At 73.3% G+C, this 22,597-nt stretch carries 20 protein-coding genes; 7 read left to right on the top strand and 13 right to left on the bottom strand.

Features of this window, described 5'->3' with window-relative positions:
• Positions 1 to 9 precede the first annotated feature (9 nt).
• From ACE3QY_RS07365 to ACE3QY_RS07345, 5 genes are all read right to left on the bottom strand, one after another.
• Positions 10 to 762 carry a sulfotransferase domain-containing protein gene (locus ACE3QY_RS07365; RefSeq protein ID WP_374455357.1) on the bottom strand — a complete coding sequence of 251 codons (753 nt, stop codon included), beginning with the start codon at positions 760 to 762 and terminating at the stop codon, positions 10 to 12.
• Positions 759 to 1,739 (bottom strand): glycosyltransferase, encoded by a 981-nt coding sequence (locus ACE3QY_RS07360; RefSeq protein WP_374455356.1) that lies wholly within the window; start codon positions 1,737 to 1,739, stop codon positions 759 to 761. The genes ACE3QY_RS07365 and ACE3QY_RS07360 overlap by 4 nt, the downstream gene beginning before the upstream one ends.
• 97 nt (positions 1,740 to 1,836) lie before the next feature.
• On the bottom strand, positions 1,837 to 5,232 hold the full coding sequence (locus ACE3QY_RS07355; protein WP_374455355.1) for an error-prone DNA polymerase: 3,396 nt from the start codon (positions 5,230 to 5,232) through the stop codon (positions 1,837 to 1,839).
• A 187-nt stretch (positions 5,233 to 5,419) separates the two neighbouring features.
• Positions 5,420 to 7,000, bottom strand: a complete 1,581-nt coding sequence (locus tag ACE3QY_RS07350) for a DNA polymerase Y family protein (RefSeq protein ID WP_374455354.1) — start codon at positions 6,998 to 7,000, stop codon at positions 5,420 to 5,422.
• A 7-nt stretch (positions 7,001 to 7,007) separates the two neighbouring features.
• Entirely contained in the window at positions 7,008 to 7,697 is a 690-nt protein-coding gene (locus ACE3QY_RS07345; RefSeq protein WP_374455353.1) for a hypothetical protein, read from the bottom strand.
• Positions 7,698 to 7,892: 195 nt separating this feature from the next.
• Here ACE3QY_RS07345 and ACE3QY_RS07340 point away from each other — a divergent pair, with 195 nt between their 5' ends.
• Positions 7,893 to 9,326 carry a phospholipase D-like domain-containing protein gene (locus tag ACE3QY_RS07340; protein ID WP_374455352.1) on the top strand — a complete coding sequence of 478 codons (1,434 nt, stop codon included), beginning with the start codon at positions 7,893 to 7,895 and terminating at the stop codon, positions 9,324 to 9,326.
• A gap of 40 nt (positions 9,327 to 9,366) precedes the next feature.
• Here the strand turns inward: ACE3QY_RS07340 and ACE3QY_RS07335 are convergent, their stop codons facing one another.
• Positions 9,367 to 10,668 (bottom strand): phosphatidylserine/phosphatidylglycerophosphate/cardiolipin synthase family protein, encoded by a 1,302-nt coding sequence (locus tag ACE3QY_RS07335; RefSeq protein ID WP_374455351.1) that lies wholly within the window; start codon positions 10,666 to 10,668, stop codon positions 9,367 to 9,369.
• A 307-nt stretch (positions 10,669 to 10,975) separates the two neighbouring features.
• On the opposite strand from ACE3QY_RS07335, the gene ACE3QY_RS07330 reads away from it, so the two are divergent.
• The 6 genes from ACE3QY_RS07330 (at position 10,976) to ACE3QY_RS07305 (ending at position 17,038) form a co-directional block, all read left to right on the top strand.
• Positions 10,976 to 12,757 (top strand): histidine kinase N-terminal 7TM domain-containing protein, encoded by a 1,782-nt coding sequence (locus ACE3QY_RS07330; protein ID WP_374455350.1) that lies wholly within the window; start codon positions 10,976 to 10,978, stop codon positions 12,755 to 12,757.
• 89 nt (positions 12,758 to 12,846) lie between these two features.
• Positions 12,847 to 13,647: a hypothetical protein gene (locus ACE3QY_RS07325; RefSeq protein ID WP_374455349.1), complete on the top strand. Its 801-nt coding sequence runs from the start codon at positions 12,847 to 12,849 to the stop codon at positions 13,645 to 13,647.
• Positions 13,560 to 15,368 (top strand): GAF domain-containing protein, encoded by a 1,809-nt coding sequence (locus tag ACE3QY_RS07320; RefSeq protein ID WP_374455348.1) that lies wholly within the window; start codon positions 13,560 to 13,562, stop codon positions 15,366 to 15,368. The genes ACE3QY_RS07325 and ACE3QY_RS07320 overlap by 88 nt, the downstream gene beginning before the upstream one ends.
• Positions 15,369 to 15,611: 243 nt before the next feature.
• On the top strand, positions 15,612 to 16,193 hold the full coding sequence (locus ACE3QY_RS07315; RefSeq protein ID WP_374455347.1) for a response regulator transcription factor: 582 nt from the start codon (positions 15,612 to 15,614) through the stop codon (positions 16,191 to 16,193).
• Complete coding sequence (locus ACE3QY_RS07310) at positions 16,190 to 16,300, top strand: hypothetical protein (RefSeq protein WP_374455346.1); 111 nt, start codon at positions 16,190 to 16,192, stop codon at positions 16,298 to 16,300. Before ACE3QY_RS07315 ends, ACE3QY_RS07310 begins: the two co-directional genes overlap by 4 nt.
• A 159-nt stretch (positions 16,301 to 16,459) precedes the next feature.
• A complete protein-coding gene (locus ACE3QY_RS07305; protein ID WP_374455345.1) occupies positions 16,460 to 17,038 on the top strand; it encodes a hypothetical protein in 579 nt (192 codons plus the stop codon).
• A gap of 9 nt (positions 17,039 to 17,047) precedes the next feature.
• Here the strand turns inward: ACE3QY_RS07305 and ACE3QY_RS07300 are convergent, their stop codons facing one another.
• From ACE3QY_RS07300 to ACE3QY_RS07270, 7 genes are all read right to left on the bottom strand, one after another.
• Positions 17,048 to 17,695 (bottom strand): PAS domain-containing protein, encoded by a 648-nt coding sequence (locus ACE3QY_RS07300; RefSeq protein ID WP_374455344.1) that lies wholly within the window; start codon positions 17,693 to 17,695, stop codon positions 17,048 to 17,050.
• Between the two features lie 36 nt (positions 17,696 to 17,731).
• On the bottom strand, positions 17,732 to 18,019 hold the full coding sequence (locus ACE3QY_RS07295) for a DUF1876 domain-containing protein (RefSeq protein WP_374455343.1): 288 nt from the start codon (positions 18,017 to 18,019) through the stop codon (positions 17,732 to 17,734).
• A 155-nt stretch (positions 18,020 to 18,174) separates the two neighbouring features.
• The gene (locus ACE3QY_RS07290) at positions 18,175 to 18,849 is read right to left on the bottom strand and encodes an urease accessory protein UreD (RefSeq protein WP_374455342.1); all 675 of its coding nucleotides are present in this window, start codon (positions 18,847 to 18,849) and stop codon (positions 18,175 to 18,177) included.
• The gene (gene ureG, locus ACE3QY_RS07285; protein WP_374455341.1) at positions 18,827 to 19,558 is read right to left on the bottom strand and encodes an urease accessory protein UreG; all 732 of its coding nucleotides are present in this window, start codon (positions 19,556 to 19,558) and stop codon (positions 18,827 to 18,829) included. Before ureG ends, ACE3QY_RS07290 begins: the two co-directional genes overlap by 23 nt.
• Positions 19,551 to 20,225 carry an urease accessory protein UreF gene (locus tag ACE3QY_RS07280; RefSeq protein WP_374455340.1) on the bottom strand — a complete coding sequence of 225 codons (675 nt, stop codon included), beginning with the start codon at positions 20,223 to 20,225 and terminating at the stop codon, positions 19,551 to 19,553. Before ACE3QY_RS07280 ends, ureG begins: the two co-directional genes overlap by 8 nt.
• Before the next feature lie 10 nt (positions 20,226 to 20,235).
• Entirely contained in the window at positions 20,236 to 21,939 is a 1,704-nt protein-coding gene (locus ACE3QY_RS07275; protein ID WP_374455339.1) for an urease subunit alpha, read from the bottom strand.
• Positions 21,939 to 22,568: an urease subunit gamma gene (locus ACE3QY_RS07270; protein ID WP_374455338.1), complete on the bottom strand. Its 630-nt coding sequence runs from the start codon at positions 22,566 to 22,568 to the stop codon at positions 21,939 to 21,941. Before ACE3QY_RS07270 ends, ACE3QY_RS07275 begins: the two co-directional genes overlap by 1 nt.
• Positions 22,569 to 22,597 lie beyond the last annotated feature (29 nt).

Here is a 22,597-nt window from a genome sequence, read left to right as displayed (position 1 = left end):
CGTCGTCGTTCACCACGGCAGCGACCTGCCGAGCATGTCCGCCAGTCGTTCGTTGCTCTCGCGGAAGCCCTCCTGGAGGGTTCCCCGGAGAGACGCGCTCAATACGGGTGGGTCGCCACCGCTTGCGTTGACCGGGCGCGTGGCCGGTGACGGCGTACGACCCGGGTCGAGGCCTAGGTCGGCCACCAGGCGGGGGAGCGCGCCGGGGTCGGCGAGCAGCTCCTCGAGGAACAGCACCCGGACGGTGTCGGGGAACGTCGAGGTCCACGGCCCCAGCTGGTCGGCGTAGCGTCCCCGCCTGACGTAGGTGAAGGGCGACACCGACGACGTCGCGGGGTCCCACGGGCGCTCCCGCTCCTCGAGGTCGGCGAGCAGGGCCTGCTCGAGGGGGCGGGTCTCCAGACCGTGGTCGGTGCTGAAGCGCCAGTGCGACACCGCCCGGCGCACCGGGTCGCGCAGCAGCACCACGACGTCGACCTCACCCAGCATGTCGGCGGCCCGTCGCGGTGCCACCGGGTCCTCGAGGTAGCTGGTGCTCTTGTCGGTGAGGAGCACGCTGTCGCCGGCGTGGGAGAACCAGGTGCGGTGGTAGTGCTCGAGGCCCCGGGCGGCGAGGGCCGCGTCGTTGAAGACCTTGGGCTCCGGCCGGGACGGACGTGCCATCGCGACGTCGGGGTGGCCGTCCAGCGCCGTCGCGAGGTACGTCGTCCCGCACCGCTGCGCGCCCACGACCAGCAGGTGGCGGTGCGTGCACCGCGTCACGAGGTGACCCTGCGGGCGACGTGGTAGCTGGTCGGCGCGCTGACCGCGTCGAGGGTGCGCACGACGTACTCCCCGAGCATGGAGAGCAGCATGATCACGAAGCCGTTCATGAGGGCGAGGAGCACGGCGATGGTCGTCCAGCCGGGGACCTGGGTGTCCACGAAGACGGACCGCACGAGGTAGAACAGGCCGAGCAGGAAGCTGCCGGCGGCCACGGCGAAGCCGAGCCCGGCCGCCGCCCGGAGCGGGAACACCGAGTAGCTGAACAGGATGGTCAGCACCAGCGACACGATGCGGCGCAGGCTGTAGTGGCTCTCGCCGACGGCGCGGGCGTCGTGCCTGACCAGCACGTCGGCCGGGTCGCTGGAGAACATCAGGGCCTGGCCGGTGATGTAGGGGTGTGCCGTGCGCGACGCGCAGATCCGCTCGACCACGTCGCGTCGCAGGATCCGGTAGTTGGAGACGGCGAGACCGGGCGGCTGGTGGAAGACCCGCCGGTTGATCGCGCTGATCACGCGGCTGCCCAGGCGCCGGTAGCCCCTGGCCTGCTTGCGCTCGAAGCGGCCGAAGACCACGTCGTGGCCCTCCATGGCCTTGTCGATCAGCAGGAGCGCCTGGTCGGGCGGGTTCTGCAGGTCGTCGTCGAGCGTGATCACGTAGTCGCCCGTCGCCTCACGCATGCCTGCGAGGTTGGCGTGGTGCTGCCCGTAGTTGCGGAGCAGGTCGAGCGCGACCACGTGGGGCGAACGGCGGGCCCGCTCGGCGATCACGTCCCAGCTGCCGTCGCGGCTGCCGTCGTTGACGAGGACCACCTGGTGCCGGAGACCGGCTCCCTCGAACACCTCGAGCACGCGGTCCACGGTGGCCCCGACCACGTCCTGGCTGTTGTAGACGGGGATGACGACCGAGTAGCAGAAGTCCGACGCGGTGCGTGCGCTCGCGCCGGCACCGGCAGGAGTGCTGGAGTTGACGCTCACCGTGCCCCTCTCGTCGTCGGACGACCCGTCGAGCATATGGCCCCGCCGCCGCACCCACTCCACCCCTGCGCGCAGGCCACCGGCACGGGGCGCCGGCTCACCGGAAGTCGCGCGACGACGCCCGCGCCTGGAGCACGGCCCCGGCGCCGGGCACGACGACGTCGATCGGCTCCACCCGGTCGGCGATGAGGTTGGTGACGCCCTCGTTGCGCTCGAGCCGGCCGCGGATCACCACTGCGACGCGGTTGCGGGCCGCCTGCCGGTGGGCCTTCATCACGCCGATCGAGCAGACGACGTTGAGCATGCCGGTCTCGTCCTCGAGATTGAGGAAGGTGACGCCCATCGCGGTGCCCGGCCGCTGACGGTGGGTGACCAGCCCTCCCACGTGGACGCGGCGACCCGGCTCGGTGGTGGCGAGGTCGGCGACGGACCGCACGCCCGCCCGGCGCAGGTCGTCGCGCAGGTGCTCCACGGGATGCCGCTCGGGCGAGATGCCGGTGGCCCACAGGTCGGCCAGGGTGATCTCCGGCTCGCTCATCCCGGGGAGCGTCGGCGCGGCGGGAGCAGGCGTCGTGCCAGCGAGGTGCCCGGCGCCCTCCGCGAACCCGGCCGCCCACAGCGCCTCCCGGCGCCCCATGCCCCAGGCGTCGAAGGCGCCCGCCGTGGCCAGCGCCTCGAGCTGGGTGGAGGTCAGGTCGGCGCGACGCGACAGGTCGGTGACGCCGGTGAACGGCGCCTCGTCACGGGCCGCCACGATCCGGCGTGCCACGTCGAGCCCGATGCCGCGCACCGAGTCGAGGCCGAGGCGTACGGCGAGCGCGCCGTCACGGCGGTGGGTGGGCACCGGGTCCGGGGTGCCCGGCACCCACTCGACCCGCTCGAACCGCGGTCGGCAGCACTCCTCGAGCCCGGTGGCGGCGACCGGGTCCGGGCCCGCAGCCTCGAGGTCGGCCTGGGCCGAGGAGAGCGTCACGTCGGGACGGCGTACGTCGACGCCGTGGCGGCGCGCGTCGCCGACCAGCGACTGCGGCGAGTAGAACCCCATCGGCTGGTTGCGCAGCAGCCCGGCCAGGAACGCCGCGGGGTAGTGCAGCTTGAACCAGGACGAGGCGTAGACCAGCAGCGCGAAGGACAGCGCGTGCGACTCGGCGAAGCCGAAGTTGGCGAAGGACAGGATCTTGACGTAGATCGAGTCGGCGAGGTCGCCGGTGATGCCGCGCTTCGCCATGCCGGCGTAGAGCTTCTGCTTGACCGACTCGATGCGCTCGACGCCGCGCTTGGAGCCCATCGCCCGGCGCAGCAGGTCGGCGTCGTCGCGGCTGCAGTCGCCGAGCGTGACGGCCATCGCCATCAGCTGCTCCTGGAAGAGCGGGACCCCCTTGGTGCGCTCGAGCACGGGGATGAGCTCGGGGTGGTCGTAGGCCACCGGCTCCTGCCCGGTGGCGCGGCGGACGTAGGGGTGCACGGCGCCGCCCTGGATCGGGCCGGGCCGGATCAGCGCGATCTCGATGGCGAGGTCGTAGAACTCCCGCGGCCGCAGCCGCGGCAGCGTGCCGATCTGCGCCCGGCTCTCGACCTGGAAGACGCCGATCGAGTCGGCGCGGCAGAGCATGTCGTAGACCGCCGGCTCCTCCTTGGGCATCGACGCGAGGTCCCACTCCTCGCCGAGGTGCTCGGCGACGAGCCGCATCATGTGGTCGAGGGCGCCGAGCATGCCGAGGCCGAGCAGGTCGAACTTCACCAGCCCCATCGACTCGCAGGCGTCCTTGTCCCACTGCAGCACGGTCCGTCTGTCCATCCGCGCCCGCTCGATCGGGCACACCTCGCCGATCGGCCGCTCGGTCAGCACCATGCCGCCGGAGTGGATGCCGAGGTGGCGGGGTGCGCCCAGCATCTCCTCGGCGAGCGCCACCACCTGCGGCGGCACGTCGTGCGCGTCGGGGTCGCCCTGGTCGCCGGCCACGACCGCCTTCCAGCCGTCGATCTGCTTGGACCAGGCGTCCTGCTGCCCGGGGGAGAAGCCGAGCGCCTTGGCCGCGTCGCGCACCGCCATCCGCGGGCGGTAGCCGATCACGTTGGCCACCTGGGCGGCGTTGCGGCGGCCGTAGGTGTCGTAGACCCACTGGATCACCTCCTCGCGGCGGTCGGAGTCGAAGTCGACGTCGATGTCGGGCTCCTCGTCGCGGTGCGCGGAGATGAAGCGCTCGAAGGGCAGCTTGTAGAAGACGGCGTCGACGGCGGTGATGCCGAGGGCGTAGCAGACGGCCGAGCTCGCCGCGGAGCCCCGGCCCTGGCACAGGATCCTGCGCTCGCGGGCGAAGGCGACGATGTCGTGGACGATGACGAAGTAGCCGGCGAAGTCCTTCTCGGAGATGACCCGCAGCTCGTGCTCGAGGCGCTCGCGGGCCTCGGCCTCGTGGGGCACGCCGGCGTACCGCTCGGCGAAGCCGCGCTCGGCCAGCACCCGCAGCCACGAGTCAGCCGTGTGCCCCTCGGGGATCTGCCGCTTCGGGAGCGCCGGGGACGCCTTCCTGAGGTCGAAGGCCAACTCGTCGGCGAGCGTGACGCTGCGCTGCACGGCTCCCGGGTACGCCGCGAGCGCGGCCGCCGTCTCCGCACCGCTGCGCAGGTGGGCCGAGCCCGACAGGTCGAGCCAGCCGTCGAGCTCGGTCAGGCTGCGCCGCGCGCGCACCGCCGCCATCGCGGAGGCCAGGCGGTGGCGCTGCGGGGTGGCGTGGTGGACGTTGCCGGCGGCGACGAGGTCGAGGCCGTGGACGTCGGCCAGCCGGGCGAGCGTGGCGTTGGTGGTGTCGGCACCCGGGCGCGGCGACAGCTCGACGAGGACGTCCTCGAGCCCGAAGAGGGAGGTCAGCCGGTCGAGGGCCTCGGCGGCGGCGGGCTCGCCGCCCTGGGCCAGCGCCTGGCGGACCGTGCCCTTGCGACAGCCAGTCAGCACCGCCCAGTGCCCGCGACCCTGCTCGCCGAGCTCGTCGAGGTCGTAGACCGGTCGCCCCTTCTCGTCGCCGCGCAGGTGCGCGTCGGTCATCGCCGCGGCGAGCCGGTGGTAGCCCTCGACCCCGCGGGCCAGCACCAGCAGGTGGCTGCCCTCGGGGTCCGGCACACCGTTCTGCGGGCCGCTGAGCCCGAGGGACAGCTCGGCGCCGAAGACGGTGGGCAGGTCGTACGCCGCCGCGGCCTCGGCCAGCATCGGGGCACCGTAGAAGCCGTCGTGGTCGGTGACCGCAAGCGCGTGCAGGCCCAGGCGCACGGCCTCCTCGACCAGCTCTGCCGGCGAGCTCGCACCGTCGAGGAAGCTGAAGTGGCTGTGGCAGTGCAGCTCGGCGTAGGGGGTGACGGTCGCCGGACGCTCGATCGTCCGGGCCTCGGTCGAGGCGTGCTTGCGCCGCGACACCGGCGCGTCGTCGGCACCGGGGAGGCCGCTGAGCCGGCGCTCGAGCTCCTTCCAGTGCATGGCGGGGTTGTTCCAACCCATTTAGATGGCACCTCCGCCCCATAGGTGGTCGAGTAGCCGAGCGAGGAACGAGCGAGGCGTTTCGGGACCCGCGGCAGTGAGGGGGTCTCGATACGCCGCTCGCTGGCGCTCGCGTGCTACTCGACCACCTTCCCTTCCCAGGTGGTCGAGTAGCCGAGCGAGGAACGAGCGAGGCGTATCGAGACCCTCAGTCATAGCCGGCCTCCAGCGACCAGCCCTCCGGCGCGCGGAGCAGCAGCCAGGCGCGGCCGTCGGCACCGACGACCTGGAAGCGGGCGGACGGCCCGGACCCGCCGGACCACCAGGCCTCGTCGGTGGGCCAGGGGCCTGCCCAGGCCGTCACGGGCTGCCAGGGGAGCACGCCACCGCCGACCCGGAAGCGGCGCGGCTCACCCGTGACGACCCCGCGGTCGGTAACGCGCACCTCCCGGCCGGCGTCGTCCACGACCTCGGCGGCCGGCGGGGTCGCGAAGACCCGCACGGGCGCCGGCCCCGGCACCTTGCCCGGCCACGGCCGGTCGAGCGGGCGCAGGTCGACCGCGCGCTCCCCCCACGGCACGAGGGACTGCCGGGCGGCCGGGCTGCGACCGCCCTGCAGCACCGGGCGGCGTACGGCGTCGAAGCCGACCATGCCCTGCACGCGGGCGACCCCGCGTTCGACGAGGTCGTCGGACGCGGTGCCCCACAGGGCCGCGCCGTGGGCCGCCGCCGGCTCGACCACCTCGGGCCGGAACCTGATCCGCTCGATCGGCGCGCGCACCTCACCCGACTGCTTGCGCGCCCGCAGCGAGCTGCCCACCCCGCTCGTGGACCCGGCGGACTGGAGCTGCCAGTGCACCCGGTCGACGAGGTCGCGCGCGGTGAAGTGGCGCGGGTGCAGCCAGGTGCGCGCGGAGCAGACGACGCCCTCGGACTCGGCCTCGATGCGAACGCCCGTGGCCACCAGCTGGTGGTGGGCCAGCTGGGAGACGAACCCCTCGGCAGTGGTGCGCACGCTGAAGGTGATCGCCTCCACCGAGTCCAGCGGCGGCTCGAACGGGACCTCGGCCTCGAGGTCGGGCGGCGGCGTCCGGGCGGCGAAGAGCGCCCGGTCCTCGCCGCGGGCACGCCGACGGACGGCCGCACCGTGGGCGCCGAGCCGGTGCTCGACGGCGTCGGCCGGGAGGTCGGCGAGGTCGCCGAGCGTGCGGAGGCCGAGTCGCTGCAGCAGGCTGACCAGCTCACGCCCACGCGGCCCGTCGTCCTGGAGCACGTGCACGGGCAGGCCGCGCAGGAAGGCCGCCGACCCGCCCTCGGGGACGACCACCCACGACTGCACCTCCGCGGTCCGGGCGGCCTGCTCGGCGGTGAAGAGGTCGTCGGCGATGCCGATCCGGACGTCCCAAACGTCGCCCTCGACGAGCGCCTGGCACGCGGTCGCCGCGGCGTCGGCCTCGGTGCCGTACCAGCTGCCCGGGGCGCGGACGGCGAGCAGGCCGGGGCGCAGCGCGGCCACCCCCGGGCGCAGGTCCTCGATGATCGACAGCACCGGCTCGAAGGCGCGGGCGTCGCGGTCGGGGTTGGCCGGGAGCAGGAGCAGCTCGGGGCACCGGGACTGCGCGTCGCGGCGCCGCTGGCCCCGGTGCACGCCCTCGGCCCGGGCCGGGCCGTTGCACACCTCGACGACGTTGGCGGACAGGACGGCGGCGGGGGAGCGGCGCGACCGCTCGGCCTCGTCGAGCGCGGCGACCACCGACCAATCGGGGCACCACACCACCATCACGCGCATGACCGGCTCATCCCGCCCGGTCGTCGGCGGCCCGCCGGATCTCGCGCACCTCCCGGTCGGTGCGGGTGTCCACCCGGTGGACCCCGGGCCAAGCCAGGTCGGCACGCTGCGGCGGCCGGGCACCACGGCGTACGGCGATGCGGGCGCGGCGCTCGGTGAGCTGTCCGGTGCCCGACGCCGGGCCCGCCCAGGCGGACTCCTCGATGCTCAGCCGGGCCTCGACCCGCGGCCAGTCGCCGTGCACGACCAGCACGGCCGAGCGCGTGCGCAACCGCGAGTCGAGGATGCCCGCCGTGCGCTCGCTGACCGAGGCAGGCGGGCGCAGCACGACCACCCGGAGCACGTCGACGAGGGCGGCGGTCACCTCCAGCCAGTGCTCGCCCGGGTCGGGCACGAGCACCGTGCGGGACAGCTCGATGCCCAGCTCGGCCGCGGCCTCGGCGCCGAAGTCGGCCCACCCCGCGAAGCCGACCCACTCACCGGCCCGCGAGGCCCCGGCGGCCAGCGCGAGGCCCAGCGCGGCCGAGTCCACGGCGTACGTCCCTCCGGCGTGCAGGGGCACCAGGTCGGCCAGCCCGGGCAGCGTGGGCACGGGCTCACCGGCGGGCTTGTGCTCCATGGCGGCGACCCGCTCGCGCAGCTGCTCCACCACCGACCGCGCAGGATCGAGCGCGGTGATCGAGCGGGCGGAGGACATGTGCCCATGATCGAACACGTGTTCGAACGAGTCAAGCGGAACCGGACAGGTCGCCCATTGGATCACAACCGAAGTGGACCCAGGCGCGTCTGTAGTGACGCATGGGATTGCTGCTTATGCTGACTCTGCGAAATTCGCTGATGTGGGGGTCTGGTCGTGTCGAAGTTCTCGAGGCTCGTGGGGAGCCTCTGTCTCGTGCTGGTCGCGTCGATGGGGGCCGCGGCTCCCGGGGCCGCGAGGACGGACGGATCGCCGGGTGCGCAGGAGGGCGCCGCGAACACCGTGTCCGCCAAGCCGGGCAAGCCCAAGCCCAAGAAGTGGACGGCGCCCAGCGGACCCTTCTTCAACGACCCGCACCTGAAGAAGGGCTGGTTCAACATCGAGAGGCGCGTGGTCGACACGATCCGCCACACGCCCAAGGGCTCCACGATCCGCATCGCGATCTACTCCCTCGACCGGATGCCGGTGGCGAAGGCGCTGGTCGCCGCCCACCGTCGCGGCGTGAAGGTGCAGATGCTCCTGAACGACCACTGGGAGAACCGCGCGATGAAGGTGATCCGCGCCGAGATCGGCAAGAACCGGCGCAAGGACAGCTTCATCTACAAGTGCCGGGCCAGCTGCCGCGGTGCGCAGAACGAGTTCAACAACCTGCACACGAAGTTCTACCTCTTCTCCCAGGCCGGCAAGACCGAGGACGTCATCGCCGTCGGCTCGGCCAACATGACGCTCAACGCCGACCGCCACCAGTGGAACGACCTCTACTTCAGCGACGGCAACCACCCCCTCTTCCGCCAGTTCGTGGCGCTCTTCAACGACATGAAGAAGGACTACTCCACGCGGCAGCCGACGATGAACTTCTGCGGGACGCCGACCGTCGGGATCGTGTGCGACGACTCGGTCGACAAGAGCACGGCTTGGGTCTTCCCGAAGAACTCCGGGCCCAAGAACGACCTGGTGATCGACCTGCTCAACAAGGTCCAGTGCCTGACGCCGAACGGCAACGGCGGTCAGACGCGGACCAAGCTGGCGCTGTCGATGCACACCATGCGCGGCGCCCGCGGTGACTACCTGGCGGCCGCGATCCGCAGGAAGTACGCCGAGGGCTGCGACTTCCGGGTCAGCTACGGCCTGATCGGCTTCCACACCAAGGGGATCCTCGGCGCCCCCACCAGGCGCGGCCGGATCCCGCTGCGCTCGACCGGGCTGGACTACAACACCGACGACAACTTCGACCTCAACAACGACGGCATCGACGACCTGATCCTCGACTACTACACGCACCAGAAGTACCTCGTCATCCAGGGCACCTACAACGGCGTCCCCGACACGAGCATGGTGCTCACCGGCTCGGTGAACTGGTCGAGCCTCAGCACCGCCAACGACGAGGTCTGGTTCACCGTCCGGGGCGAGCGGGTCGCGAAGAAGTACCTCAAGAACTTCAACTACCAGTGGAACTCGCCGCGCAACTCCCGCAACGCCTACACCACGACGTACGCCAACTTCCGCGTCGCCCGCTGGGTGAAGGGTCCCGACGGCACCACCCGCAAGGTGTGGCGCACCGTGCGCCGCAAGGTGACCACGGTCGAGCCCGACCACTACCGCAAGGGTCCCTACTGGGAGGACGACTGATCGTCGTCGATCCTCGTCGGGGCGGACCCACGAACCGTCCTCACCGGGCCTGACCCTCGGCGGTCTCGAACGCCTTCGAGTGGTCGGCCCAGACGTCGGCGAAGTGCGCGGCGTAGGCGTCGTGGACCTCGCCCCGCGGGACCATCACGACCAGCTCGTCGTTGAGCAGCGACACGTCGGACCAGTTCTCGGAGCCGGTCCACACGGCCCGGGTGGCGGAGCCGTCCCAGGTCCCGTCGACCGACATCCACTTCTCGTGGACGAAGTGCTCCCAGCCGGAGTCCTCGAACCCGGTCGCCGGGTTGCCGTCCACGTCGAGCGAGGCGCTCCGGACCCGGACATCGGCCTCCAGGAGCGTCGCGACGACGTCCGGCCCGGCTGCGCTCACCAGGGCCTGGATGCGGCACCCCTGCCGGTGCAGGTCCACCACACGCTCGGCCAGGTCCAGGCCGCGCGCACCCTGCCAGCCGTACATGCTGACCCGGACCACCGTGCGGCCCCCGACCCCGGTGCCGGGCAGGGCGTCGCAGCCGATGCCGGCCAGTCGCCGCGCGACGGCGTCGTCGTCGGGGGTCGTCGGCCGCCCGGCGGCGACGGTCGTCCGCACGTCGCCGTGGGTCAGGTCGACGGCCGGGGCCTCGACCAGTCGGTCGGCGGCGAGCTGGGCGAAGACCTCGCTGTAGTCGTCGTAGAGCTCCTGGCTCCCGGTGAAGGTGACCAGGTCGTTCCAGTGCACGCCGGCGGCGAAGCCGGTCAGGTTGGCCGAGCCCAGCATCACGACGTGCGGCTCGTCCGCGGTCGCGGAGAACAGGTAGAACTTCATGTGCTGGTTGCCGCGGTCGCCGAGCCGGCAGCTCGCGTGGCAGATCGTGACGAAACTCGGCTCGCTCGTGCTGCCGCAGGTGTCGTGGCCGACCAGGCGTTGGAGGCGGCGGGTCGAGGGGGAGACGAAGTTGTCGTTGAGCACGACCTGCACGGTGACCTGTCGACCCGTGCACGCCCGCAGGAGGGCGTCGGCGATGTCGCGGCGGTCGAAGCTGTAGGCCGCCATCCGGATCGTGCCGCCCCGGGGCGTGGCGTCGATCGCCCGCCGGATGTGGTCGGCGATGCGGTTCTGTGCGGCCACGTCGCCCGTCGGGTCGTTGAAGATGACGTCGGAGACCGGGGCCGCCGAGGCGGCGGGGGCCGCAGCGGCCGTGAGGCGGACGGTGTCGCCGGCCACGGCCGGGGAGCTCGCCGGCGAGCTTGCCGGGGCGCCGCCGACGGCTGCCCCGACCACCGGGACGGCCAGCGCTGCCGCCACGCCCAGGACCACTGAACCCGTCAGGAGTGAGGTTCGCATCTCGACCACCGATCCCGTTCGGCGGGAGCGTCCCGCCTCCTGGATCGACAGTCGTCTCGGGACACGTCCGGGGGCGCGGGGCCGGGGTCTCGGGCGCGGTGGGAACCTCCGGCACGGTCCGGGTGCGCAGTCTCGGGTGCCCGGCGTCGTGGTCCCGGTGTCCCGACGGTCCCGGGCCGGACCGGGACTGCGGACTCAGGCCGCCTGATTGTGGGCGGAACGCCGGACGCGGTGGGGCGGGCCGGTTAGCGTAGAGCTTCGGGCCACGCGACTCGCGTGGGAGGAGCACGACCTCGGAGGGAACCGGGTGCTGACCCTGCTCGCCACCCTCATGGCCGGCGCCGGACTCGTCCTGGCGGCGCTGGCGGCGTACGTCGCCTGGCACCGGGGCACCCGCATGGGCTGGAGCCTGGCGGTGATGCTCGTCGCCGTGGCGTGGTGGGGCACGGCGTACGCCGTGGAGCTGTCCGTCGACGAGATCGCGGTCAAGAGCACGTGGGGCGACCTGAAGTACGCCGGCGTGGTCACGCTCGCGCCCGCCTGGCTGGTCTTCGTGCTGCAGTACACCGGGCGAGGCCAGCTGGTCACCGGGCGCCTGGTGGCGTTGCTGACGATCCCGCCCGTCGCCGCCCTCGCCCTGCTGGCGGTGCCGGCCACGCACGACCTGGTGCGCTACTACCCGGCGACGGCCCACGCCGAGGAGCTGCCGATCGTCGCGACCGGACCGGCGTTCTGGGTGATCTTCGGCTACAACAACCTGCTGCTCGTGGGCGCGACCGTGCTGTTCCTCGCGAGCATGGTGCGGCTGGCGCGGACCTACCGCCGGATGGCGCTGGTGCTGCTGGCCTCGGCCCTGCTGCCGTGGGCGGCGAACGTCCTGCACAACCTCGAGGTCGGCTGGTTCGCCCGGATCGACCTGACCCCGTTCGCCTTCATCCTGACCGGTGGGCTGCTGGTGTGGGGCCTGTTCGAGGAGCGCCTGGTCGACCTCGCCCCGCTGGCCCGCAGCGCCGTGGTCGAGAGCATGGCCGACGCGCTGTTCGTCCTCGACGCCTTCGGGCGGATCGTCGACGTCAACCCGGCCGCCGTCGCGCTCGCGGACCGCAGCCGGGGCGAGCTCGTCGGCCGGCGGCTGCGTGACCTGGTCGAGCTCTCGGGGATCGCGGAGGTCGGCCCCAGCGGGCTGGTGCTCGGCGACCCTGCGGCCGGCGACCGGCGCACGTTCGACGTCAGCCAGCAGCCGCTCAAGGACGTCTCCGGCCGCACCGCCGGCGAGCTCGTGGTGCTCCGCGAGATCACCCAGCGCGTCCGCGACCAGCAGCGCCTGCAGGAGGTCCTCGACGACCGCTCCCGTGTCGCCGCCACCCTCCAGGCCAGCATGGTGCCGACAAGGCTGCCTGCCGTGCGCGGCTGCGAGGTCGCCAGCAGGTACGTCCCGGCGGGCGACGGCGGCGAGATCGGCGGCGACTTCCTCGACGTCTTCCCCCTGGACGACGACACGTGGGCGTTCGTGCTCGGGGACGTCAGCGGCAAGGGTGCCGAGGCCGCGGCCGTCAGTGCGGCCGCCCGCTACACCCTGCGCGCCCTCGCCGACTCGCGGAACTCGCCCGCGGCCACGCTGCGTGAGGTCAACGCCGTGCTCCAGGCGCAGACCGAGTCCGAGCGGCACTGCACCCTCGTGCACGGTCACCTCCGGCCGCCTCGTGCCGGCGACGCACCCGGGACGCCGGTGCGCCTCACCCTGTCCCTCGCCGGCCACCACTGGCCCTTGGTCCTGCGGGCCAACGGGAAGGTCGACGAGGTGGGCGACCTGGGCACCGCCCTGGCCCTGTTCGACGACCCCGAGCTGCACGACGCCGACGTCGACCTCGCTCCCGGCGAGGTGCTGTGCGTCTTCACCGACGGGCTGCTGGAGGCGCGACGGGGGAGGGACCAGTTCGGCTCCGAGCGGGTCGCCGAGCTGCTGCGCGCCCACCGCGACCTGCCCGCCGACGGCCTGGCCGGGGCGGTGCTCGACGCCGTGCGCGCCTTCCACGGCGAGGAGCTGGTCGACGACCTGGCGATCCTGGTGGTCCGGCACCTGAGCTGAGATCTACTGCTTCGTTCGGTGACGAAGTGACCCCGTCGACGGGTCGTTCGCCTCCGGCGGCGACGCCAGCAACGTCCTAGCGTGGTGTCATGAGGAGGAGCGGGGCCGCGTCGGCCTCGCCACTTGCCGTGGCGGTGGTCGCGACCAAGGCCGTCCTGCTCGTCATGCTCGCGCTGGTGCTGATCGACCCGGCGTGGGGGAACCTCGAGGGGAAGGCGCCTGTCGCGCGGGCCCTGCTCTACCCCTCCGTGGCGCTGGTCGTGCCCGTCCATCGGCTGCTGTGGCCCTCCACCCGGCCCTACCCGTGGCTGTCGGACCTCCTCCTGACCCTGTCCGGCTTCACCGACATCCTGGGCAACAGGCTCGACCTCTACGACCGGGTGTGGTGGTTCGACGACGCCGTCCACCTCGCCGTGACCATGTGCGTCTCCGCCGCCGTCGTGCTGCTCACGGTCGAGCGCACGGCGAGTGCCGCCCCGGTCCGGGACCGGGCGATCGCCTTCGGCATGACGGCGGGCCTCGCCTGGGAGGTCTTCGAGCTCGTCTCGTTCGTCACCCGCTCGAGCGAGGCACCGACCGCGTACGGGGACACGGTGGGCGATCTCGCCATGGACTGGCTGGGCGCCTGCCTGGCCGTCTGGCTCGTCCACGCGCGGTGGCGTCACCACCTCGCCGACCGGACGCGCGAGGAGGAGACACACGGCAGCGGGCCGGCCGGAGGCACCGGGCCGGGCAGGGTCTTCCGGATCGGTCCGGGGAGCACTAACTTCGAAAGGATCTCGGCTGCAACCGGGGAGACGCAGTGCACCAGGATCGTGACGACCAGGCAACGCCGACCGGGTCCGACCTCGGGTGGGTCGACTTCGACCAGCTCCTGCGTGAGGTCCTGACCCGGGTCGACGGCGTGCTCGACGAGCAGGCGCGGCTGCGGCACCTGCTCGGCGCCGTGGTGGGCATGGCCGCGGACCTGTCCCTGGACGGAGTGCTCGAACGCATCCTCACCGCGGCGCGGGGACTCGCGGGCGCCGAGTACGCCGCACTCGCGGTGCTGACCTCCGGACCGGACCGCCAGATCCGGATGTTCGTCCACCAGGGTGTGGACGAGGACACCGTCGTCCGGATCGGCCACCCACCGACCGGTCACGGACTGCTGGGGCTGCTGATCGACGACCCCCGCCCGATCCGGCTCCAGGACCTCGCCGCGCACCCGGCGTCGTACGGCTTCCCCGAGCACCACCCGCCGATGTCGTCGTTCCTCGGCGTGCCGATCCGCATCCGCGACCGCGTCTTCGGCAACCTGTACCTCACGGAGAAGGTCGGCGGCGGCGGGTTCACCGACCACGACGAGTCCGTCCTGGTGGCACTGGCGGCCGCGGCAGGCGTGGCGATCGAGAACGCGCAGCTCTACGAGGAAGCCGCGCACCGCCAGGCGTGGCTGACCGCCACCGCCGAGATCATCTCGCTGCTCGCCGACGACACCTCGACGGAGTCGACCCTCCAGCTGGTCGCCGACCGGGCGAGGTCGGTCTCGGCGGCGGACGTCGCGTGGGTCGTCGTCGGGTCCGACCCGTCCGACCTGCGCCTCGAGGTGGCCTCCGGTGCCCCGGTCCACGAGGAGGAGGCACACCGGGTCCCCCTGGAGAGCTCGCTGGCGAGCATCGTCGTCCGGACCGGCAGGCCGTTGGTGGTCGACGACGTCGCCAGGGACCCTCGCGCCGTCGACCCGTCCACGCTCACGGGATGGCCGAGGCTCGGGCCGGTGATGGTGCTGCCCCTGCGGTCCGGCCGGGGCGTGGAGGGAGTCCTGTCGCTCGCGTGGACGCCGGAGCACGCCGCAGGACTCCACCGCGTCGACCCCGCGCTCCCGGCGAGCTTCGCCGAGCAGGCCACGCTGGCGCTGCAGGTCGCCCGGAGCCGGGACGACCGCCAGCGACTGACGCTCTACGAGGACCGCGACCGCATCGGCCGCGACCTGCACGACATGACCATCCAGCAGCTCTTCGCGGTGGGCCTGTCGCTGCAGGCCACCGCCAACCTCTCCTCCGAGCCGGCGGTCGGCGAGCGGATCGAGCGGGCGGTCGGCGAGCTCGACGACACCATCAAGGACATCCGGCGCACGATCTTCGCGCTGGGCGTGCTCGACACGTCGGCGGACGTCCAGAGCGAGGTGGAGCGCATCGTCGAGCGGGCGGGAGCCACCATGAAGCTGCGACCGAGGCTCCGGGTCGAGGGTCCGCTCCGCAGCGCCGTCGGCCCGGACCTCGCCCCTGACCTGCTGGCAGTCGTGGGCGAGGCCCTCACCAACGTGAGCCGTCACGCGCAGGCGTCGTCCGTCGACGTCCAGCTGGTCGCCGACGCCGACCGGCTCGTGGTGACCGTCGCGGACGACGGCGTGGGGATGGGGCCGGACCTGCTGGAGAGCGGCCTCGCCAACATGCGGGTGCGCGCGCGCCGCCACGGGGGCGAGCTCCGCCTGGAGTCCGCGGCGGGCAGCGGCACGACCGTCACCTGGACCGTGCCCCTCGACGGCCGGGCACCCGGGTGCGGGCTCCCGGAGGAGGACGGAGTCCCGGGTCCGGGTCCCGAACGAGGTGGGACCTTCGTCGGTTGACCGCACCGCCGGGCTCGACTGCGATGGACACACGCACCGCGGGGCCAGCCCGGGTGTCCCACGTCGGGGTGAGTCCGGCCGTACGCCGTGCCGGGCAGTCGCACACCTGAGCGTGCGCGACGGGACACCCGGGCTTCCCCGTCCGGGTGACGGTGCCTTCGACGGGAATGAGGTCGTTGGGCCCGGTCGGATGGGGCGGGAAGTCCGGGGTGCAACGGGTGCCGGGCGGCGTACCGTCGAGGTATGGGGCACCAGGACCCGCAGGACGCCTCCGAGGAGCGACCGATCACCGTGTTCCTCCTCGACGACCACGAGCTCGTCCGGCGGGGCGTGCGCGACCTCCTGGAGAGCGAGGGCGACATCGTGGTCGTCGGCGAGTCCGGGCTCGCTGCTGAAGCCGTCGACCGCATCCGGGTGCTCCGCCCTCGGGTGGCCATCCTGGACGGGCGGCTTCCCGACGGCACGGGCATCGAGGTGTGCCGGCAGGTCCGCTCCGCCCAACCGGACGTGGCGGGCCTGATCCTGACGACGTACGACGACGACGACGCGCTGTTCTCCGCGATCATGGCGGGTGCGGCCGGCTACGTGCTGAAGCAGGTGCGCGGCACCGACCTCGTGGCGACCGTACGCCGGGTCGCCGCCGGGCAGTCGATGCTCGACCCTGCCGTCACGGCACGCGTCCTGGAGCGCCTGCGCGAGGGGCCGCACCAGGACCCGCTGCTGAGGCACCTCACGCCGAAGGAGGAGCAGATCCTGGGCCTGGTCGCCGAGGGCCTGACCACCGGCAGATCGCGGAGGAGCTGGACCTGGCCGAGAAGACCGTGAAGAACTACGTCTCCATCGTGCTGAGGAAGCTCCGCGTGGAGAGCCGGACCCAGGCAGCGGTGCTGGCCACCCGGCGCACCAGGGCGCCCGGCGCTGACCGGCGCTGACCGGCGCGGGTAGAGCCCAAGGTCCCACCCGGGATGGGTGCGTCGGACCCCCCGAGCCCGGTCGGTGGCCTCTGGGCTCCCACCCTCACGGCGAGCCACCGTGGAGCCGTGCCCGCTCGTCGTCGACCGAGCGGGGCGACCGTCCGGAGGGAGCTCACCGTGAGGATCTACCGCTTCGCGTGGGGAGTGACGGCAGGCGCGGTCACCGCGTGGGCGGCCGCCGGCGTGGTCGCGTCGGGGGAGTGGCCCGGCGTGCTGGCCGTGGCGTGCATGCTGGCCACCTGCGGGGGCATCCTGGCCTTCACCGTGTGCGAGGACCGTCCCGACAGGTGGCGTTGGACCGCGTGGGCGTCGTGGTGGACGGGCGCGGCGGCCGTGGCGTGGGGCAGCCTGGTGACCACGCAGGGTGGTGTCGGCAGCCTGGTCGTCCTGCCGTTCCTGGTGACCTGCCCGGTCCTGCTCGTCCAGGCCCGTCGGCTGCTGCTCGGCTGGAGCCTCCGGCGCGCCAGCGGACCGCCCGAGACGCTGGGCCGGCGGGAGCTGCTCCGGCGTTGGGAGTGGACGACCTGCGAGGTGCTGCGCGATGCCACGCCCCTCGAGCGTCGCCTGGCTCTCGTCGAGCAGCGGCGGGCGTTGCTGGACGAGCTCGAGCGTCGCGACCCGGCACACTTCGACGAGTGGGTCGTGACCGCGGTCCCGGACCGGGCGCCGCCGCGGCAGCGGCACCGTCGCGCCTGACCCGCCACCTCACCCGCGCTCGAGCGGGCGGGCCGGCCCTCCGGTGTGGATCTCCAGGCGCAGCCTGGCCAGGCTCACCGCCTGGTCGAGCTCGGCGACACCGAGGGCGCGCAGGACCGTGCGGTAGGAGTCGGTCACCAGGCCGAGCACCCTCTCCGCCGGTGCCTGGGGAAACTCGCGGTGCAGGTGGCGCACGGCGGCGTCCATCGCGGCCGTGTGCTGTGGCGCCGCGGTCGTCCCGCCCAGGGCGGCCGTGAGGTCCTGCACGTGGTGCAGCACGGCCACGACCTGGCCGTCGTGGGTGACCGGCAGCTGCACCGGCAGCCACACCTTCAGGACGAAGGCGCCCCGGTCGTGGGGGTGCGGGGTGTCGTGGCGCACGGGGCCGAGCCAGCACGGCCGGCCGGTCCGCAGCACGTCCTCGATGCCGGCACAGAAGGCCGCCAGGCTGCTGGCAGCAGGATCGCTCGGGTCGGCGGGGAAGACGTCGACGGCGACCTGGCCGACCAGCCGCTCGGCGGGCACACCGGTGGCGCGCGAGAAGGCCGCGTTCGAGGCGCGGATCCGCAGGTCGTCGTCGAGCAGCGCGTACGGCGACCACCGGTCACCGAACCACGGCGCCGAGCGCACTCGTGCCACCACGTGCTCCGGGATCACGGCGACCTCCTGTCCCAGTCGGACGAGCGCCCGGCGCTACGACCCTGCGCCGGCGACGGTGCCCCGGGCGGCGGCCGGGGTGGGATCGTTCGTCTCCACGTCCGCGAGGGCCACGTCCAGCAGGTCGTGGGCGAGGCCGGCGAGCGCCCGGCACGCGGCCAGCTCGTCGCCGATCTCGGGCACGTCGCGGTCACCGGGACGCCGCCGGGCGAAGGCCTCGTGCCGCAAGCCCGGACCGGAGTCGGTGTGCAGGATCGCCTCGGCCCGGGTGGACCCGTCCTGCTCGAACAGGTTGACGGTCACGTTCCAGGTGCGGGTGTGCATGGTCCCTCCTTCACGCTCGTGCGCCGCGCCGGCTGCGCGGACCCTTCGAGCATGCTGCGCCCGGGACGCACAGGCAGCGGGCGAGCGACACCCGGTGCCGGGACCTTGGTCCCGGCCCAGCCGGGCGGCAGCCGCACGGTGCCGGGGCTCCACCGTCAGGTCCGGGCGACCTCCGCGGCCTGGAGCGGCGACTCGTGGAGCCGGTCGCCCAGCCAGCGGCGTACGGAGCCGGTGGCGTGGAGCTGGAGCACGTCGGGACCGTCGGGGAGCCGGTGCCCGAGGGTGGTCAGGCTGTCCAGGCACCGGAGGCCGGCCATCGTGGCGGGTCCGCCGCGCACGTCGCTGGTCAGGTGGAGCTCCTCCACGAGCGCAGGCGATCCGGAGCACGACGCACGGGTGGTGCTGGTGAGGGTGCCGCCGACCTCGCCGGTCCGGCCGAAGACGATCGACTCGCGCAGGGTGACCTCGGAGCCGCCGGCCGCGTCCACGACGGTCGACCGCACGACGTCGGCGCCACCACTCACGACGAACGGCTCCGCCCGCCAGGTGAGTCGGGCGCCGCCGGTCAGCCGTACGTCGACCTCCCAGCGTGCGGACCGGCCGCGCATGTCGTACGCCACCGTGCCGGCGGTCTCCACGACCTCGAGGGCGACCGGACCGTCGACGACGACCTCGACCCGGACGTGGTCGTCGGCGAGCAGCAGCGCGTGCGTCGCGACCAGCGCGACCCGCACCTCGCCCGGCCCGGACGGCAGCCGGCGAGCGGCCAGCGCGCCGTCGCGGAAGCCGCAGCCGTCCCGGCCGACCTCAATGCGCGTGAGGTCGGCCATCGGAACCGCGGTGGGAGTGGATCGTGCCGTCGGCGTGGCTGTGCGGCGCCATCGGGCCCGGGTCGACCGGGGTGTGCTCGCCCGACCTGTGGGAGGCGAGCGTCTCCCGCACCCAGCCGGCCAGCCGGGAGACCGAGGCGGGGTCGGTGCGCGAGAGCGCCAGCACGGGACGCCCGTCGCGCGCAGCGGCGGCGTCGGCGACCATGCGCTCGACGTCGACGCCGACGTGGGGCGCGAGGTCGGTCTTGTTGACCACCAGCAGGTCGGCGCGAGCGATGCCGGGCCCGCCCTTGCGGGCGACGTCCCCGCCTCCCGCGACGTCGAGGACGAAGAGCTGTGCGTCGACCAGGGCGGGGGAGAAGGTCGCGGTGAGGTTGTCGCCGCCGGACTCCACGAGCACCACGTCAAGCGGGGTGCCGGCCGCTGCGTAGTCGGCCTCGAGCGTCTCCACCTCGATGAGGTTGGGCGTCACGTCGTCGCGGATGGCGGTGTGCGGGCAGGCGCCGGTCTCCACGGCACGGATCCGGTCCGCGCCGAGGATGCCCTCGGACCGCAGGAAGCGGGCGTCCTCGTCGGTGTAGATGTCGTTGGTGACCACGCCGAGCTCGAGCTCGTCGGACAGGGCGCGACAGACCGTCGCGATGAGCGAGCTCTTGCCGGTGCCGACCGGGCCGGCGACGCCCAGGCGGAGGGATCGGGACTCAGGCATGGAACAACCTCATCTTCGCGGTGGCGTGCTGCTCTGCCCACAGGTCGATCATGGGAGCGCCGCATGCAGGGATCTGGTGGGGCTCGGTCAGGCCGGCGACGGCGTCGACGACCAGCTCGATGTGTGGGTGCAGCTCCACCAGCCAGCCGGCGGCCGCCGCCGGGTCGACCGGTAGCAGCTTGAGCGAGGCGGCTACGACGGTCTGCGCGTCGTCGTACGCCGCCAGCCGCGCCACCTGCGCCGGGTCCAGTCCGGTGACGGCAGCGATGACGCCGAGGACGACCGGACGGGCCAGCTCGGTGTCGCGGGGCAGGTGGCGCACCACGTCGGGCCACAGGCGCTCGGCGAGGCGCAGGTAGCCGCGACCCATCCGCGCCGACGCGGCCCGCATCGCGGCGCTCGGCGTACGTGCGGCCCAGTGGTCGACGACGGCGAGCGGGTCGACCCCGCTGAGGGCGAGGTGCCGGGCCACCACGGCGGTGCCGGCCTCCACGCGGACGACCGTGCGCAGCCGGTCGCGCGCGTAGCCGACGACCTCCTCCAGGGCACGACCGTCAGCGGCCAGCCCGGACCGGACGGCCGGCTCCAGCCCCGCGGACTGCGTGTGGCCGCCCGTGGGCAGGCGCGCGTCGGCCAGCATCAGGGCGACGGTCTCGGCGTACGGCACCAGGATCGCCTCAGAACATCGTGTAGAGCTGGGCGAGCGGGAGCCGTTCGGCCGGGGCCGGCTCGACCTGCTCGCCGTCGACGGCGATGGCGAAGGTCTCGGCGTCGATCTCGATGCGCGGCAGCGCGTCGTTGTTGCGCATCGCGGCCTTGCCCACCTCCCGCGTCGGCTGGATCGGCAGGAGCGTGCGGCGCAACCCGAGTCGCCCGGCGAGGCCGTCCTCCAGCGCCACGGGGGCGACCCAGGAGACAGACCGGTCGGAACCCGTCGCGTCGGCGAACGACGGCCGCATCAGCACGGGCTGGGGCGTCGGGATCGAGGCGTTGGGGTCGCCCAGCGCGGCCCAGGCGATGGTGCCGCCCTTGATCACGACCGACGGCCGGACGCCGAAGAGCTTCGGCTCCCACAGCGTCAGGTCGGCCAGCTTGCCCACCTCCACGGAGCCGACCGTGTCGTCGATGCCGTGCGCGACGGCCGGGTTGATCGTGTACTTGGCAACGTAGCGGCGGGCCCGCTCGTTGTCAGCCGGCAGGGACTCCCCGAGCCGACCCCGACGCGCCTTCATGACGTGGGCGACCTGCCACGTGCGGGTCACGACCTCGCCGATGCGACCCATGGCCTGCGCGTCGGAGGAGGTGATCGAGATGGCGCCGAGGTCGTGCAGCACGTCCTCGGCGGCGATCGTGGTGGCCCGGATCCGGGACTCGGCGAAGGCCAGGTCCTCCGGGACGTCGGGCGAGAGGTGGTGGCACACCATCAGCATGTCGAGGTGCTCGGCGACGGTGTTGACGGTGTGCGGGAGCGTCGGGTTGGTGGAGCCCGGCAGCACGTTGGGGTCGCCGGCCAGGGTGAGGATGTCGGGGGAGTGGCCGCCGCCCGCGCCCTCGATGTGGAACGCGCTGATCGAGCGTCCGGCGATCGCGCGGCGGGTGGACTCGACGTAGCCGGCCTCGTTGAGCGAGTCGGAGTGCAGCGCGACCTGCAGGCCCCACTCACCGGCAGCGGTGAGGGCGGCGTCGAGGGCGGCAGGGGTCGATCCCCAGTCCTCGTGGACCTTGTAGCCGCCGGCGCCACCGAGCGCCTGCTCCGCCAGGCCCTCCCGCGAGACGGTGTTGCCCTTGGCGAGCAGCACCACGTTGAGCGGTACGGCGTCGAGCGCGCGGTGCATCTGCGCGAGGTGCCACGACCCCGGGGTCACCGTCGTGGCCTTCGAGCCCTCCGACGGTCCGGTGCCACCGCCGATGATCGTGGTGATCCCGGTCGCCAGCGCCTCGTGCAGCTGGGACGGGGAGAGCAGGTGCACGTGCGAGTCGATCGCGCCCGCGGTCAGGATCCGGCCCTCACCCGCGATCACGTCGGTGGAGGGGCCGATCCGGAGGTCGGGATGCACGCCGTCGGCGATGTCGGGGTTGCCGGCACGGCCGAGCGCGACGATCCGGCCGTCGCGGATGCCCACGTCCGCCTTGACGATGCCCCACCAGTCGAGCACGAGGGCGTTGGTCACGACGGTGTCGAGCGCGCCCTCGGCCCGGGTGGTCGTCCCCTGCGCCATGGACTCGCGCACCGACTTGCCGCCGCCGAAGACGGCCTCGTCGCCGCCGACGGTCAGGTCGTCCTCGACCTCGACCCACAGGTCGGTGTCCCCGAGCCGGACCTGGTCGCCGGTCGTGGCGCCGTAGAGGGCGGCGTAGGCCGCGCGGTCGATCTCCACCATCAGAGCTGCACCTCCGACTCGTCCTTGCCGGGCTGGATGCCGGGCACCCGCCGCGCACCGCCCAGCGCGACGGCGATGACCTCGCGCGTGACCCCGGGCTCGAAGCGGCGTGAGGTGCCCGACGGCACGTCGAGCCGGAAGCCGCGGGCGGCCTCGCGGTCGAAGGCGAGCGCAGGGTTGGCGTCGGGCAGGTGCAGGTGGGAGCCGACCTGGATGGGGCGGTCGCCGGTGTTCTCGATGACCAGCGTGATCGTCTCGCGGCCCTCGTTGAGCACGACCGAGCCCTCGCCGACCCGCACGGCGCCCGGCCCGTCCGTCGTACGCCCTGCGACGGGGTCGTGGAGGGTGACGAGCTTGCGGCCGTCGGGGAAGGTCGCCTCGACCTGGACCTCGTGCAGCATGTCGGCGACGCCGTCCATCACGTCGTCCGCGGACAGCACCTCGCGGCCTTGCTGCATGAGGTCGCTGACGGTCGCGTCCCCGTCGCGGGCGCGCTCGATGACCCAGGTGGACAGCAGCGCGACCGCCTCGGGGTGGTTGAGCCGCACACCCCGCTCCCGACGGTCGCGGGCGACCATGCCCGCGACCGCGAGCAGCAGTTTCTCGGTCTCGGACGGCGTCAGGTGCACGTGGAGCTCCAGGTCAGAGGGGGGAGAGA

The sequence above is a fragment of the Nocardioides sp. genome, from assembly GCF_041913365.1.
Lineage (GTDB): Bacteria > Actinomycetota > Actinomycetes > Propionibacteriales > Nocardioidaceae > Nocardioides.
The sequence above is the reverse complement of the archived record's forward strand: the minus strand, read 5'-3'. Positions and strand labels throughout refer to the sequence as shown.